General features: G+C 42.1%; 7 protein-coding genes. All 7 read right to left on the bottom strand.

What is annotated here, in order from left to right; genetic code table 11:
* Position 1: 1 nt before the first annotated feature.
* Genes HDE68_RS15920 through HDE68_RS15890 form a run of 7 tightly spaced genes read right to left on the bottom strand, consistent with a single transcriptional unit; the run spans position 2 to position 16149 of the window.
* Positions 2-1279 (bottom strand): condensation domain-containing protein, encoded by a 1278-nt coding sequence (locus HDE68_RS15920; protein ID WP_183883219.1) that lies wholly within the window; start codon positions 1277-1279, stop codon positions 2-4.
* A 35-nt stretch (positions 1280-1314) separates the two neighbouring features.
* Positions 1315-2520 carry a glycosyltransferase gene (locus HDE68_RS15915; protein ID WP_183883218.1) on the bottom strand — a complete coding sequence of 402 codons (1206 nt, stop codon included), beginning with the start codon at positions 2518-2520 and terminating at the stop codon, positions 1315-1317.
* A gap of 10 nt (positions 2521-2530) precedes the next feature.
* Positions 2531-3736 (bottom strand): glycosyltransferase, encoded by a 1206-nt coding sequence (locus tag HDE68_RS15910; protein ID WP_183883217.1) that lies wholly within the window; start codon positions 3734-3736, stop codon positions 2531-2533.
* A gap of 22 nt (positions 3737-3758) precedes the next feature.
* Positions 3759-4520: an alpha/beta fold hydrolase gene (locus tag HDE68_RS15905; protein WP_183883216.1), complete on the bottom strand. Its 762-nt coding sequence runs from the start codon at positions 4518-4520 to the stop codon at positions 3759-3761.
* Positions 4502-4810 carry an acyl carrier protein gene (locus HDE68_RS15900; RefSeq protein WP_183883215.1) on the bottom strand — a complete coding sequence of 103 codons (309 nt, stop codon included), beginning with the start codon at positions 4808-4810 and terminating at the stop codon, positions 4502-4504. The genes HDE68_RS15905 and HDE68_RS15900 overlap by 19 nt, the downstream gene beginning before the upstream one ends.
* Positions 4798-9072 carry a type I polyketide synthase gene (locus HDE68_RS15895; protein ID WP_183883214.1) on the bottom strand — a complete coding sequence of 1425 codons (4275 nt, stop codon included), beginning with the start codon at positions 9070-9072 and terminating at the stop codon, positions 4798-4800. The genes HDE68_RS15900 and HDE68_RS15895 overlap by 13 nt, the downstream gene beginning before the upstream one ends.
* A 27-nt stretch (positions 9073-9099) precedes the next feature.
* On the bottom strand, positions 9100-16149 hold the full coding sequence (locus HDE68_RS15890) for a type I polyketide synthase (RefSeq protein WP_183883213.1): 7050 nt from the start codon (positions 16147-16149) through the stop codon (positions 9100-9102).
* Positions 16150-16250 lie beyond the last annotated feature (101 nt).

The raw sequence follows: 16250 nt of genomic DNA, 5'->3' as shown, positions 1-16250 counted from the left end.
TCTATGCGGGTTGAAGCTGTGTCTGTAATTGTTCTTCGAGGATTTCCATGATCCTGCTTTTTATTGCCTGGCCATCTGTATAAGGGACAAATCCTTCACTTGCTACAAAAGCAAGGTCCAGCTTACCGCGGTAAGTAGAGGCGATGAGTGAAGTCGTATTTCCTAAAGGCCCGATTACAGTGGGTGAGTATATCGTTTCTATTTCAAACGTATCATATTGATAAGGAATAGCCATCCGGCCCATATTCGAAAACATACAATCATTGCTTGACTTACCATGTTTCAAAAAGCGGCGGAATTTATGAAGGATAGGATGAGCTCTTTCCAGTACCATCAGCATCAGATAGGGGTCCAGTTTTTTAACTTTCTGCCTGATATCTTTCTGTATCTCCTTTGCATTACTTATGAAATTCAGCTCCGGGTAAGAAGAAACGACGAACATGGAGCCAAAAGCAAAAATATTGTCTTTTTTTATCCTTTTGTTGAGGTTACGAAGATCTACAGGACAGGAAATTTTATTATTCGCATTTTCCTTTCTAACCTCCTTAAAAGCCTGTAACAATACAGCACACAATAATGTATTTACAGTTATGCCATAGCTTTTACAAAAATTGGATACCTGTATGGTCATCTCCTCATCCAGTTTCCAGTTGAGCATATAATCCTTTTGTCTTTCTACAGCTTTTTTACCTGCTGGCATAAACCAAAGTGCTAAAACTGCCATACTACCAATCAAAGCTGCTTTGAAATTTTTCTTTCTGTTCCCCAGAATTTCTGCAGGTATAATATCAGCAAGTGATTGAATTGGATTTTCCTGGCCAACATCAGCATCTCCATTATCTATCAATTCATATAATGCAGATAAAAGTGCCAGCACTGCCCCACCATCAATTAAACAGTGGTGAATCACCATCATTAGTTCTGAAACCCCATCTCCTTTAATCCAGACCATGCGCATCATGGGTTCCTGATCTGTTTTAAAAGGAACAGACCATTGATTGATGGTCTCGGTATGCCATTGCTCATCGCTGTGCCGGGGGATGATTTGCACCGGAATCTTAACCGGCCGCTCTGTTTCCGTTGTAAAAAAGGGACGATTATTTTTATCGTAGGTTATTACAGCATTTAGCCAGGGATGTTTTTGCTGTAACCTGAACAAAGCATGGTGTAAACTTGCCGCAGAAAATTCTCCGCGGATTTTTACTGGAATTACTGCGTTAAATGGAGTCATTCCATCACCCAGCATCAGTCTCTCCCCAAATAGTAGTTTTCTTTTCATTTAATTAGTACCATTTTTTGTTGGGTTTATGGGTATTAGTTATCTTTTTCAACTAATTGTTCCGCCTCGGCAAAATCCTCGAGCAACTGTACTGCTTTATCATTTCCTCCTGCAGCGCTAAAGGTTTCCTTGATTTTCAATGCCGCATTTCTGTATTTTGGGTTTTCCAGCAATTCAAAAACAGTATTTCTCAGGTCTGCTATTTTTAACCGTTTATAACGGATACTGATTCCGCAGCCAGCATTTTCAATGAGTTTAGCTGTATGAAAATGATCATAGGCAATAGGTGTGATCAGCATGGGCAAACCATTGGTAAAAGTATCATTGACTGTATTAAAACCGCCATGACAAATCACAGCATCCATATACGGCATTAATTCTGCCTGCGGTACAAAACTGTTTACAATAAAATTATCCGGCCATACTTCAAAAATATCCGGGTTGGTGGCTGCAATAATAGTTATGGGTTCATTGGCAAAAGCATCAATCAGTTTCTGAAAAAATGCAGCCCTGATATCAACTAACAAAGTTCCTAAAGACACAAATACCTTTGGGTTTTTCGCCTGTGCAAGCCTTTCCCAGTCAAAAGCAGCATGATTTGGCCTGCCTTTTACGGGGCCTACAAATTTCATGGCCGAGGGTACCTCTTCAAATCCGGCAAAAGCCTGAGAGGTAAAAACAAGATTCAGTTTAGAAGAATGGATAAAAATCCCGTCTTCAGTTATCCCCAGTTCCCTTTGCAGCCCGCGGATTAATTGCTGCTGCCATTCAAATATTTTAGGGGCACTATTTGCCGTATCTCCCATCACATCTGGTGGAACTGGTGTAGTTGTTACCGATGGAATTCCTTTGATATGTGCACATAGTGCACCTGCAAAAGTAATACAGTCATTGACGATCACATCGGGTTTCCAGGAGTCTGCAAAATTACTCAGACCTTTCATCATCATCCGGGCAAAAGGCACATAAGTTTCCTCTAATGCCAGTTTCATGACCTCCGGACCAGAACAGGAAGGCCCGTCATCCTGACGTTTCAAAATACGGGTAATCTCTTCCTGGTATTCCTGTAAATCTGCTTCAGGATAAATAAACTCTCCTCCTTCGGGCAAATGTTTTTCTGCCAGTGGTGTAATCCCTATCCATTTTACTTCATGCCCGCGGGCGATTAAACTGGAGCCAATGCTCAGTGTGGGACTGATATGACCAAAAAAAGGTGGTACGACGAATAAAAATCTTGACATAATTCTTGTTTTAATCATTTAATAAAAACAAAGGTTCATTGACACTAAACTGCTCCAGCAAAGTAGCAGCTGCCTGGGTTCCGCCTGCGTCAATAAAAGATTGTTTGATTTCAACTGCTGAAGCTTTAAAAGCAGGCTCCTGAAGGATTTCACGGACAGCTTCCTGAAGATGCCCGGCTTTGAAACGGTTGAAGTTCAAACGTAAACCTGCACCAACACGTGCTACTCTGCCAGCCACATGTGACTGATCATAGGCAATTGGAATAACCACCATTGGTAACCCGTTCATTAAGCTTTCACAAACCGTATTATGTCCGCCATGACAAACTACGGCATCTAAATGCGGTAGTAATTCTAGCTGAGGAACAATACGCTGCACAATAAAGTTCTCTGGCCACTCTTCAAAAAGAGAAGGGTCCGAGACAACCACTACAGTCAGGTCTTCCTCTGCAAAAGCAGCAATCACTTTAGTGAAAAAACTCTTTTTATGCTCGTGATCAAAAGTTGTCCCGATACTGACTAATATTTTAGGCCTGCTGTTTTTTTGAAGCAGTTCCCAGTCAAAAGATGTCTTTACTGGTTTGCGGTTAATAACCGGCCCCACAAAATGATAATAAGCAGGCAACTCCAGTTCTCCGAAAAATGCTTTTGAAGTTAAAACCATAGTTAAAAGACTGGAACAGGCTATAGAATCTATTTTATCAATCCCGAATTCTTTTTGCAACGCGACAATCTGGTTTACTTCCCATTCGTGAACCTTAGGCAGCTCATCCATGATTTTTATAGCTGCGGGGGCAGTAACTGAGGTCGCATATGGTATTTTCTGATTTACCGCAGCGATAGCCCCGGCAAACATCTGATGGTCTGTGATGACCAGATCTGGTTTATATTTTTCCAGCCAGTCCGCTATACCTTCATAACTATGCCGGTTTAACGGAATTAATACATCTTCATATAAAAACTTGATACTGTCTATACCATAGACAATTTTTTTGGTAATCATATCCAGGTATTGCCCGCTATCCTGTTTCTGCTGATCACTCTGGTCATAATTGATACATAGCAATTCACCACCTTCTGGTAATTTAGCACCTAAACCGGGGTCCAGTGTAATCCAGCCCACCTGGTGTCCACGCTGAATTAACACAGCACCCATACTTAAGGTAGGGTTAATATGACCTGTTAAAGGAGGGACAATAAATACAAATTTTGCCATAGAGCGTCTGTTAGTTTGACAATTAATTTTTAAAAAATCCAGCAACAAGCTCTGCAACCATCACAGGCTCCTGGATTGGGATATTATGATCTCCAGCTAAAGGGACCAGATCAGATCTGCTTATTTTTTGATGGAGCTGTTTACCCGCTTCCAGACAGTTAGAATCCGATCCGTATACTAAAAGCGTGTCTTTTTCCAGCTTAGCTATTCCGGGATTATTGAAGAACCCGCTTTCTCTGATCATATCACTTTTGATACTGGTTTGATAAAACAGATATTCATACATCCTGTGGTTGCGGTCCATTTGTCTTTTACCCATTTTCACTTTCGTTGTATCCGTAAAATTGGCTACATAATGTTCCAGAAACTCCCTGCTGTATTCATCAATAATGCCACGGGTTTGAGCATCATTAGGATCAGGCGCTTCTATTAGTACTAGTTTTCTCAGTTTTTCGGGGAAACGTACGGCCATTTTCAAAGCAATCAGCCCCCCAAAACTATAACCTGCCAGATGCACCTGACCGAGGTTCAATACTTCCATTAAAGCATAAAGATCATCAGTCATACTGTGCAGGTCGTAACCTTGCAGCGTGCGCTCACTCATTCCATGACTTTTCAGATCGTACATCACTACATGAAAATGTTCGGCCAGTACCGGGGCTATATTGAAGTAATACACAGAGAGGTTACTGAACATCCCATGAATTAAAAGAACAGTTTCAGCCGCTCCTTTATTCAGTTCCTGGATGTGAACATCCCTGTTATTTACTTTGATGACTGGCATTCGTGTATATAATTAATAATCATTTCCAGGTTCAGATTAATCAGCTGATCAAGATCCATAGCGGATAACCAGCCTGTAAAATCAATTTGCTCACCAAAATGTGCCTTTATCTTTTCAGAGAAGGATACGATTTCTATACTGTCCATCTCCAGGTCTTTAGTAAAAGAGCTTTTAGGGGTGATATCCATTTCTTCCACAAATTCTTCTCCTATGACCTCTGTGATAAATTGCTTCATCAAATCAAAGATCTCGTCATTATTCAGCTGTTTGTTTTTCGTTATTGTGTCCATCCGATGATATAATTATGGTGTTTAATGGTCTTTATAAATATGTCTTTAATACGCAATTCTTCGCCTCTGATTTCTTCAACTATATAAGCTTTGGGATTTCCCTGTAAGCCTTTGCCCAAGTATTTACCATAAGCTTCTTTGGCGGTCCAGAAACGGGTGGCCCATTCTGCTTTATCCCTTCCCTGTAGTAAAACAATTTCCGTATCGTCAAATGCAAGGTCAAAGAAACCTGTACTGCGGTCTTCAATACTTTCTATATCTATCCCTACAGGCCTGTCTAAACGGGCCACCCCCACGGCATCAGTTCCTTTATGCGCTAAAGAAACATGAATACCAGCAGTTTGACCACCGTGAGGGTAAGGTTTTTGCCGCTCATCCGATTTGATTTCAAATGTGATCGGATAACAGGCATGTTGTTTCTCTATATTGAGCAGATTTCTTACAGCATCCTTGACGGCCACCCGGCTAATCATCCAGGCTTTTCTTTTATTGGGGAGCAATGAATTATGATATTTTTTCTCTTCCTGATTGAAATAGCGTTTCAGGATAAAATCCCAGGAAACGACTCTTGAATAAGCATTATGGAACATAAAAATGCCCGGCGCAATTTCTTTTGATAAACGGTTATGCAGCGGGGACATAGAAACACTCCATAAAGCATCATCTATTTCGAGTCTTCTGTTCTGCCAGCCCGAAATAATTGCCCAAACCCTGTTATCTCTTTTGATGATAAAATTGCCTGTAGCAAATTCTCCATTCATCTCTGTCAGTACACAGGTACATTCAAATTCACCCTGCTGATCGTGCATGTTCTCAAAAAACTCGATCTCCTGTATTTTTACCGGGAAGGCAATCCTGTCTTTGGTCAGGATCAATTGCAGCCATAATCCAAAAAGCTGACCTGCATTATCCAGCAGAGAACCTTTTCCGGCACCGCTTTCAATGATACCGGTAATTCCTTTTTCGCCAACCGCTTTCAGCGATTTGATCCCCTGGTAACCCGGTCCGTGAAACATATGATTTTCATAGATCTGCTCCGGACTTCTCTGGATATCCAGAACCTTACCTATATCAAAGACCTGATGTTCAGCAATCCCTAATTTTGCCGACAAAATGACTTCAGCGTTCGCAAAACGCTCTAAATTGAGATATACCCTTTGCTGATCTTTCCATTCACCAGTAACGGTTTCCCGGAATGGTTTGATCACATTCATCCATTGAAATACCTTAATATTCAATATCTTCTGTACCTGTTCTCCGGGAGACTGCTCTTCTGCGATCTCTGCGAATAGTTCAAAGATCATTGTCATCGGAATTACCGGATCCATATCATCTACGCAATGCCAGTCTTTTGGCTGTCTTAATAGCGCATGGTCTTTCAGGTAAGGGCAATTCTCAAGTGTGATATCCAGTTGTTTAGAGAAAGGTATTCTTACAGGTGCTGATCGCAGGGTTTCATAGGCCACAGGCGATGACCGGACCGCCGGAATTGCATAGTTTGCAGGCTGTATAATTCTGTTTTTAAACAATTGCTGCATTTCGGCCTGCATATTGACCATTTCCAGCATATTCTCATTGAAAGCCTGCATTACAGGATCAGCTACATCTTCCAGTAGTTCTTTAGCATAAACCAAAGGCTTTGGCCGCGTATATGATGGCTGAGTTAGTTCTTTAAGCGTGCTTAAACCACTGATCGTTGGCAAGCCTAACTCTAATCTGATCCCTTTATTTTTTAAGGCAGGCCCCGAACCAATTTTACCAATAAAATTCATCCCGGCTTCTTTCCCTTCTACAAATAATGCAGCAAGCACCCGCTGTAACTGGGCAATTCCAGATCTTACCGGAACATTCGAGGAGATAGTACTAAAGTTCTTTCCCTTCAGGGTATCCTCTATAAAACCGACTAAACCACCAGATCCGATCTGTATAAAGACCCTTGCCCCCTGCTCATATAATTTCTCTGTCAATTCACGAAAACGTACCGGTTTGATCAGGTGTTCTGCACTTAAATGTCTGATGGCTTCAAAACCCTCCGGATACAGTTCTAAAGTAGTGGCCGACCACAGCGGAGTGGTGGTTTTACGGAACTGCATATCTTTCATCCCTTCCAGAATTACTTCTAGTTTATCTGCAATAAACGGAGAGTGGAAACCAGATTGAAATGGCAGTACCTGGTGGAAAATTTGTTTTGCTTTTAAAATTGGTGTCAATTCTTCCAGTGCATCTTTACTTCCGCAAAGAATGACCTGCTGCGGGCAGTTATCATTTGACAGATATACATCGTTGATGTCAGCTATGATAGGCAAAAGCTGTTCTATGCCACAACCTACAGCAATAAACCTGGAATCTTTTAATTCAAAAGTTTCAGGATTCAGAACTTTCAATAATTGCAATACAGAGCTTTCTTCTGCCAGTTCTGATGATCTTGCAGCCAGCCATTCTCCCAGGCTATGCCCTGCATTCATATCAGGCTGTACCCCCAGTTGTTTAAGGGCAATATCCAAAACACTGCTTTTACCCAATGTTTTTAAGGCTTCGCTCAGCAATCCATCGGCCTTAATATGCTGATCGGTTGCGATCTCAAAATAATCAGCTACACTGTTAATTTCCCCTCCTGCAAGTCCGTCTAAACCAGGGAAGACAAAGGCAATTTTTCCGCCATTACTGAGCAAGGGTTCATTGGTATACCAGATATCCTGTTTATTACGCCATGGATTATCTTTCGAGGCGATCTTAATCGCTTTTTTTATTCTTTCTGGTGTCGGATCAAATACAGCAATACGGTAATTTCCTGTACCCGTACTGTAATCGTGGTTTTCTAAAGCTTCAGTCAGCGCTTTAAGACTTGGACGGGCCAATAACAATACCCCGTCTTTTTTAGGGGCTGTAAACCCTTCGAGTACAACATGGGCATTGATACCGCCAAAACCAAAAGCATTAACCCCGGCAACTTTAGGCAAACCTGTTTTCTCCCAGTTTAATGGCTCCTGCACAGCTAAAAAACGAGTCTTTTCTAGTTGTGCTAAGGGATTTTCACAATGTAAGGTTGGCGGTAAAATATCATGATACAAAGCTAAACAGGTTTTAATTAAACCTGCAATTCCTGCTGCTGGCATGGCATGGCCGATATTTGATTTTACCGTCCCGATACCCGCTCTGAGCAACTGATCATCAGCACCAAAGAACTGTGTCAGTGTTTCCAGCTCAGTTTTATCTCCTAATGGTGTCCCTGTACCATGTGCTTCAATATAACCGATAGTTGCTGGCAATACTCCTGAGTTTTCCCAGGCTTGTGTTATGGCTCTGAGCTGACCTTTTACCGAAGGGCTCATTACACTGGTCCCACTTCCATCACTGCTTACCCCAACCCCTTTGATGACTGCATAAATCCGGTCTTTATCTTTAACTGCGTCTTCTAACCGTTTTAAAACAACAAATCCGCAGCCTTCACCAATAATTAAACCATCAGCACTCTGATCAAAAGGTTTTATTTTTTCTTGTTTTGACAGCGCCCCCAAATTGGAGAATATACTCCAGAAGGCTGCATTCTGCCCTACATGTACGCCGCCGGCAATAACCATATTGCAGCGTCCGCTGTTTAATTCCTGAACAGCATGATCTATAGCAATCAATGAGCTTGCACAGGCTGCATCCAACGTAAAAGCTACTCCACCCAGATTTAAACGGTTAGCAACCAGCGAGGCTACTAAATTCGGGATCAATCCCATTGCTGTATCTGGCCCAAAACGACCTTTACGAGCCTGGAATTCATGCTTTACTTTTTCTATATCTGCTGTCTCCAGATGAGGCAGCAAATCTTTCAGTACCGCGGCAATCTGTTCACCTGTTCTTACAATTTCAATGGCCCTGGTAGCGCCGGGCCCTGCATAATTACCTTTTCCAATGATAATACCGGTTTTTTCGAGCGAAGTATTCTTCTGGAACACCCCTGCGTCTTCCAGTGCCCTGTAAACCAGATCCAGTGTCAGCAAATGATCGGGCTCTGTACCATTCACTGCTACAGGCAGGATACCAAAACGCTGAGGGTCGAAGTTATATTCAGGAATAAACCCTCCCCTGTTGCAATAAAAACGGTCTACCCCGGTCTGCTGCTTATCGAAGTGCACCGGATCAATACGATCCGGTGGCACAACTTGAGTAGAATCGACCTTATTTATTATATTTTTCCAGAATGTATCCAGATCTCCCGCACCGGGGAAAATACAGGACATTCCAACTACAGCTACATCCGTTTTCTTCATTGGGGCCTATTAATTTAAACAAATCAGCTACCAGTTATTTCCTGCCATAATGAGTACCTGACTTTCTTTGCCGTACTTCAGTTCATTTAAGAAGGTCTCCATACCATCCTGTAAAGGAATCAGCGCGATACCTCTTCTTTCATATTCTTTCTCTAAAGTTGGAGAGACCATACCAGCCCCTTTCCATGGCCCCCAGTTAATAGCCAGGACCTTTCCATTGATCTTTTGTTTCAAAGCCCAGGCATATCTGTCCATTACACTATTTGCAGCCGCATAATCAGTTTGTCCGCGGTTACCATAAACAGAAGCGATGCTTGAAAAAAGAATTACAAACTGTGTCTCAGGTTTTAGCTTTTCTGCCAATACTCTTAATGGGGTCACCTTAGTATCAAATACTCTTTCGAATGACGCCGATGTCTTGCTATGGAACAATTTATCTTCCAGCAGACCTGCACCATGTACAACGCCATCAATGCGGCCATACTTTTGATACACGCTATCTACAAAACGGCTCAGCCCGTCTTCATCTCTCAGGTCAAGTGATTCGTAGACTACTTTAGATCCGCCATTCTCCAGCATGGCAATACTGTTCAGAATCTGGTTATTCTTATAGATCCTGGCCGTTTCCTGCTCTATTTCAGCCGGTTTTTTAATTTCGCCCTGCTGGATCAGATAACTCCTGATTTCATCTTTCGTTTTTAAGGATGCTGCTTTGCCCTGTACTGCTGATTTTGGATCAGCTGAACGGCCAACAAGGATATAGTTACAAGGATAATCTTTTGCAAAGTGGATCATCAGCTCGGCAGTAATCCCCTGGGCACCTCCTAATACCAGTACAACAGCGTCTTTATTGAGTTGAATATGAGAATCTTCCAGACCTGTAATCAATTCTGCAGGAATCAGTTCCATGATCTGTCTTTTTTGACCGTGGTAAATAATTTCTGAAGGGGTATCCGGGTTTAAGATTTCATTTAAAGTAATACCAGCAATCTCTTCTGCTGACATTTTTGTTTCCAGGCTGACCAGTCTGCATTTAGTATGCTCATACTCTCTGTCCAGACTTTTGAAGAAGCCCGAATAGCCCTGGTAAAGTCTTAACATTTCTACATCAGTAGCATCATTCAGGTAAGTTCTGACATCAGAGATCATGTATACCCATTTCGTTTTTTCAAAATTCACCTGTTTGATCATCTCAAAATGTTCAATGATTCCGGATTTCTTTTCTGAGCTAAACATATTCAGGATAATCAGCCCCTGATAGTTTTGCAAATCATCTCCGGCAGACACGATATCAACTAATGCCCCGTGTTTTTTAAACAGGCTTTTAATCCTTGTTGCCTGACCTTGTCCATCATCAGTGATTCCAAAACGCTGTCCTTTAAGGATCGCAGCTTCTATATCTGATAAAGCTGCAGGGGTAAGTTCAAAACGTAGTCTTGATAACTTTTCTATCCCTGTACTATCCCCACTCTCTTCTATAATTTTTTTTGCTTCTGTCAAAACATCATCCGTACCCGATTCGATGTCTGAAATCCAGTTCACTAATCCGTTAAGTGTTTTGATCGCAGCAAGTTTTTCCATTAAATCATCGCCCTGATCCTGGTTCTGATTAAAGCCTATTTTCAATTTCAGCTCTCCGATGATTTCCATTCTTTTGATAGAATCAATACTCAGATCTGCTTCCAGATCAAGATCCATACCCAGCATTTCTTCAGGATAACCTGTTTTTTCGCTAACGACAGACAGGATAGCTGCTCTGAGCTCTTCGGATGAGAATTTAGGCTGATTGTTGTTTACAGTGACTTCTATATTAATTGTCGCAGATATATTTGTACCTGCAGCAGGTGCTGCATTTTCAGTGATCCAGTTAACAAGCCCGTTTAAGGTCTTGATACCAGCCAATTGCTCCATTACGGTATCTTCGCTGTGTGTACTGCTAAAACCACCCAATTCGGTACGTAAAGCACCTATAATTTCCAGGCGTTTGATAGAATCAATACTCAGATCTGCTTCCAGATCCATTTCCATTCCCAGCATTTCTTGCGGATAGCCTGTTTTATCGCTTACAATTTGTAATAAAGCCAGCTTGACATCCTTTTGTTCTGCAGCAGCTTTAACAACGGCTGCCGGTTGTTGCAGAACAGGCTGTGGCGTGGCCACCGGCGTAGCTGCATAACGATCTGCCTGTGGTACGGGCTGTGCCATCACAGGCTGCGGGATAGTTACAGGATTAAGTAATCCGGTATTCAAAGTAACATGCTGCCCCAAAAAGGTAAGCATCACATCACGCTGTGCCTGGATTAACAATTTCATACTATTCAAATATTCCTGCATCATCAGGTCGCTGGCAGAATGTACTGCCTGCAAAGGTTCTGATCTTAATTCTCTATTTTTCATTTGTATAGGTTCTATGATAGGTAATGCCCCGTTTGCTGGCAATTTCCCATTCGAAGGGATTGCATGCTGGCCGTTAACGAACCATACTGCAGGGCTTTTTTTATACAATGCCGGTTCATTCAGATTTAATAATCTTGCGTCGCGGCCTTCAAATAATTTTTCCAGCCGGATATCACGTCCGGTAGAAATATAGGTTGCCAGCATACCTAACAGATGGGTCAGTTTATTTTGTCCATTGTCTTCTGCATGCATTAAAAGTTCTTCTTTACCTAAACACGCTTTGGTTAAGCCTGAAAGTACTTTACCCGGGCCTACTTCTATAAAGATCCTCGCTCCTGCGGCATACATTTCCTGTACCTGATCTACAAATTTCACTGGTTTAATCAAGTGATCCGTTAATCTTTCTTTGATCTGATCTGCCTGTACCGGATATTCCTGAGCAGTTGTATTTGACCAGACTGGTAAACTCAGCGCATTAAAAGTTACACTTTCCAGTACCTGCTGATATAGTTCTTTTGATTTAACCACCAGCGGGCTATGGAATGCACAGGCAACTTCCAATTGCCTGAAAGAGATCTTTGCGGTTTTAAGCAATTCCATTAAATTGGTAATGGCAGGTGTGGCGCCTGCCAATACAGATTGCATAGGTGAATTATAGTTAACTGTGTAAATATCTTTGAGACCTGAAATAATTTGCTGCAAGTCTTCTTGTTTTGCATTAACGGCTACCATAGCACCCGTATCTCCTCCTTCAACAGCATCCAGAATAGATTTTGCTCTTGCTGCACTCAGATTAACCAGCTGATCTTCAGCAAATGCACCGGCAAAACATAAGGCTGGTAATTCTCCGTAACTGTGTCCTGCTACCATATCAGGCACAATACCAAGCGTTCTTAAGAAGTTTGCAATAGCCAGGTTCACAATCCCCAGTAAGGGCTGTGCCATCCGGGTATCTTTAATATTTTCTTTTTGTTCTTTCAATAATGCAGCATCAAATACGGCATTCGGGAAAAGTACTTTCTCATATTCCGGTAAGTCTTTTAACAGCTCCCGCATAGCCGGGAAGATGACAAAAAGATCTCTTGCCATATTGATCCGCTGACTGCCCTGTCCGGGAAACATAAAGACTACTTTACCCTCTCTTTTCTTAGTGGCATAAGTATCTTTACTTTCTATACCAGAAAGGGTAAGTTCAACTTTCATGTTAAGATCTTCTGCACGGTCTGCGACAATACATAATTGTACAGGCTTGTTATCGGCCATAGCCAGACTATAGGCTATATCTTTTAAATCTACCTGTGCGTTACTGTCCAGCAATACTTTAACTGCTGTGAGTTTGGATTTTGCTTCTTCGTAAGTATCCCCTCTAAAAACGAAGAGTTCTGACGGCCACGATTTTAAAGTAGGAATTTCAGCATTTACCGGATTACTGCCCTCCAGCACGGCATGGAAATTTGTTCCGCCAAAACCAAATGCACTTACACCAGCATAGCGTTTACTCTCCATCCACAGACCTGCTTCTGTATGAAAAGCAAACGGACTGGTTTTAGCGTTATAATAACTGTTTGGGTTTTTCAAATGGATAGTTGGCGGTTTAATACCATGATAAACCGATAAAGAGGCTTTGATCAAACCAGCCAGCCCGGCAGCACATTTAGTATGGCCAATCTGAGTTTTCACAGAGCCCAGATGCGATTGGCCGGCAGTAGCACCAGCTTGTATAAACTTATCAGTCAGCGCACTTAATTCTGTACGGTCACCAACCACAGTTCCTGTGCCATGTGCTTCCACAAGGCCTACAACTGATGGCGTGATACCTGCCTGATCATAAGCACGTTCTAATGCCTGTACCTGACCGTTTTTACGCGGTGCAGTTAAGCCTAAACTTTTACCATCACTAGAACCACCAACACCTTTGATAACTGCATAAATCCGGTCTCCGTCTCTGATTGCATCTTCTTGTCTTTTTAAGACAACCATGGCAATTCCTTCACCCAGGGCAATACCATCAGCTTCTGAATCAAAAGTTGCACATCTGCCTTTACGTGAAAGCGCATGGGTGCTTGAAAACATCAGGTAATCATTGATCCCATTATGCAAATCGGCCCCGCCAGCAAGCACCATATCAGATTTCCCCAGAAACAGTTCCTGACAAGCCAGGTCTACTGCTGCCAGAGAAGATGCGCAGGCTGCATCAACGGTATAATTACGTCCGCCTAAATTTAACCGGTTAGCTACTCTACCAGAGATCACGTTGGCCAGAATACCCGGAAAAGAGTCTTCTGTCATTTTTGGTAAGGCCTGATCAATCTCTTCCGGCATTTCTCCAAATACCTGTTTGTAAAAACATCTGAATCCATAACTGTTGGCCAGGTCATTACCACCTTCAGCACCAATAATTACAGATACATTTTCCTGATCAAAGCCACCATCCTGATAACCTGCATTTTCCATCGCCTGTTTAGCGACCATCAGTGTTAACAGTTGTGTAGGTTCTATAGCCGCAAGTGACTGTGGTGGAATACCAAATTCAAGCGGGTCAAAATCTATTTTCGGAATAAATCCGCCCCATTTAGAATGAGACATATCTCCTGCTGTAGATTCCGGATTATAATATAAGTCTTTATTCCAGCGCTCATCAGGGACTTCAGTAACACTGTCTTTCCCTAAAATAATATTACGCCAGTATTCTTCGATATTTTTTGCGCCGGGAAAGATACAGGCCATACCTACTACGGCTATATCAAGAGATTTCCCGGTTTTTTCTGGCGGAGCGGAAAGTTGTGCATTAACGATATGCTGATAATTTCCTTCCGCTACCTCCTGATGTAATTCAAGCAGTGAAACTACTTTATTTTGCAGGGCTGCAATTTGTCCGATCATATACATACCCAGGGTAAGCTGTTCGGCTTCATTGATAGTAACCAGCTCATTTCCCCTGCGTTCTATGCCTTTAGCAGCAATTCTTAAACGCCCAACGTTAAGTGTTTCCAGTTTTGCCCATATTTCTTTCTTATCAATTCCGGATTGCTGAAGTTTTTCCTTTTCTTCACTGAAAAAGTCAGAAAAAGGAGATTTAAGACATCTTGTTTCATGACCGGGAGCGGTTTCCAGTAATATCGTATCACTGGCATTGACTGCTTCCTGCTGAAATCTTTCCTGAATAGCACCTGTACTTACTGCTTCTTTAGTATATAAATAAGCAGTTCCCATCAATACCCCTATTTTCACCCCTTTAGCGGCAAGTGGTGCAGCCATAATTGCGATAAAAGCGGTAGAAAAGGAATCATGGATACCACCAGCAAAAAATACGCTGATCTGCTCAGGATTATCTTCTTTGAGTAAACGCTCAATTTGTTTTTCCCAGAGTACCATGCTGGATAAAGGACCAACGTGCCCACCACATTCTCTGCCCTCAAATACGAATCTGCGGGCTCCTTCTTTCAAAAACATGTCTAACAGCGATGCTGAAGGCACATGCAGGAATGTTTTGATACCGGCTTTTTCAAGTGGTTTTGCCTGGGAAGGACGCCCGCCCGCAATCAAAACTACCGGGGGTTTTTCTTCCAGAATATATTGCATCTGTTCGTCCCGCAATTCTTGCGGGGCAAAACCAAGAATACCTACACCCCAGGTTTTATCACCTGCAAGTTTTTTGGTTTCCTGAATCAGATTTCTGGCTGTTTCTCCTTTTAATAGGGATAGCGCGATAAAAGATAAAGCTCCTGCACCAGATACCGCATCTGCAAATTGCGCTACATCACTTACCCTTGTCATTGGGCCTTGTGCAATAGGATAAGTCAGGTTCAATTCTTTGGCCAGTGGATTTTCAGGGCTGATTACGTTTAGTGATTTGGCCTGGTTCAAATGTCCGTAAATAGCTTCTTTGACACCAAATACAAGTTTATCCAGTTTTTTATATCTGTTAAAAAGGTCTGATGCCAATGCAACATCCTGTCCTAAAGACAGGTAGCTCTTATCCAGATCAAAATCAATAAAATAAGCCTGTAGCTCTTTATAAGTCAGGTTAGCTGCAACTGCCGGCGAATTAGGACGGGATAAAACACGGCAGTTATCAAAAAGCTTTGTTTCTGTGCCACTTAGCTTAGCACAGATATCTTTAATTGCTTTAGGTGCACTGCAATCAGCGAATAAAATTAATTGACTATCCAGTACAACTCCTGCAGCTCCCTGAGCCATCAAAGCCGCAGCGGTATGTACCCCTACGCCACCTTGTATCCAAACAGGGATATCTTTAACTTCTTGTATAATACGTTGAAACAGCACAAAAGAAGACTCGTGCCCTACTCTTCCGCCCCCCTCATTACCTTTTACAATAATTCCATCCGCCTTTGAAGCTTTGGCCTTCTTTGCCGATTCAAGATCATAAACCTGACTGATAAGCTTAACTCCTGGTTTACGCTCAAACTTTATATCCTGTGGGATAATAACCAGGCTCACCTGTACAGGGAGGGGAATAGAGATCATATCAGAAGATGGAAAACAAACTCCAAAATCTGTCACACCGCGCTGTACCAATTCATGAATTGCCCGAACAGCATCAGCCTGCTGATATCCAAGGTTCAATACAGGAAAGATTCCTGCTTTTATCAAAGCAATCGCAAGTTCGGTATCTGGCTTCTCAAATGGGGTTACTCCAATTATCTTAAGATTTTCCATATAGTAATAGGTAGATAAATATTAAACTTTATAGATATTATACTGTCAAAAACATCAATTACAAATTGAGCTCTTACACTAAAGAATACACCCCGGATATC

Origin of the sequence: Pedobacter cryoconitis (assembly GCF_014200605.1) — a bacterium.
GTDB classification, from domain to species: domain Bacteria; phylum Bacteroidota; class Bacteroidia; order Sphingobacteriales; family Sphingobacteriaceae; genus Pedobacter; species Pedobacter cryoconitis_B.
Note: the sequence above shows the minus strand (reverse complement) of the source record. Positions and strands in the feature narration are given on the sequence as shown.

Excerpts from the sequence above, each read along its gene's own strand:
- HDE68_RS15920 (WP_183883219.1), bottom strand. The coding sequence starts at position 1,279 with ATGAAAAGAAAACTACTATTTGGGGAGAGACTGATGCTGGGTGATGGA.
- HDE68_RS15915 (WP_183883218.1), bottom strand. The coding sequence starts at position 2,520 with ATGTCAAGATTTTTATTCGTCGTACCACCTTTTTTTGGTCATATCAGT.
- HDE68_RS15910 (WP_183883217.1), bottom strand. The coding sequence starts at position 3,736 with ATGGCAAAATTTGTATTTATTGTCCCTCCTTTAACAGGTCATATTAAC.
- HDE68_RS15905 (WP_183883216.1), bottom strand. The coding sequence starts at position 4,520 with ATGCCAGTCATCAAAGTAAATAACAGGGATGTTCACATCCAGGAACTG.
- HDE68_RS15900 (WP_183883215.1), bottom strand. The coding sequence starts at position 4,810 with ATGGACACAATAACGAAAAACAAACAGCTGAATAATGACGAGATCTTT.
- HDE68_RS15895 (WP_183883214.1), bottom strand. The coding sequence starts at position 9,072 with ATGAAGAAAACGGATGTAGCTGTAGTTGGAATGTCCTGTATTTTCCCC.
- HDE68_RS15890 (WP_183883213.1), bottom strand. The coding sequence starts at position 16,149 with ATGGAAAATCTTAAGATAATTGGAGTAACCCCATTTGAGAAGCCAGAT.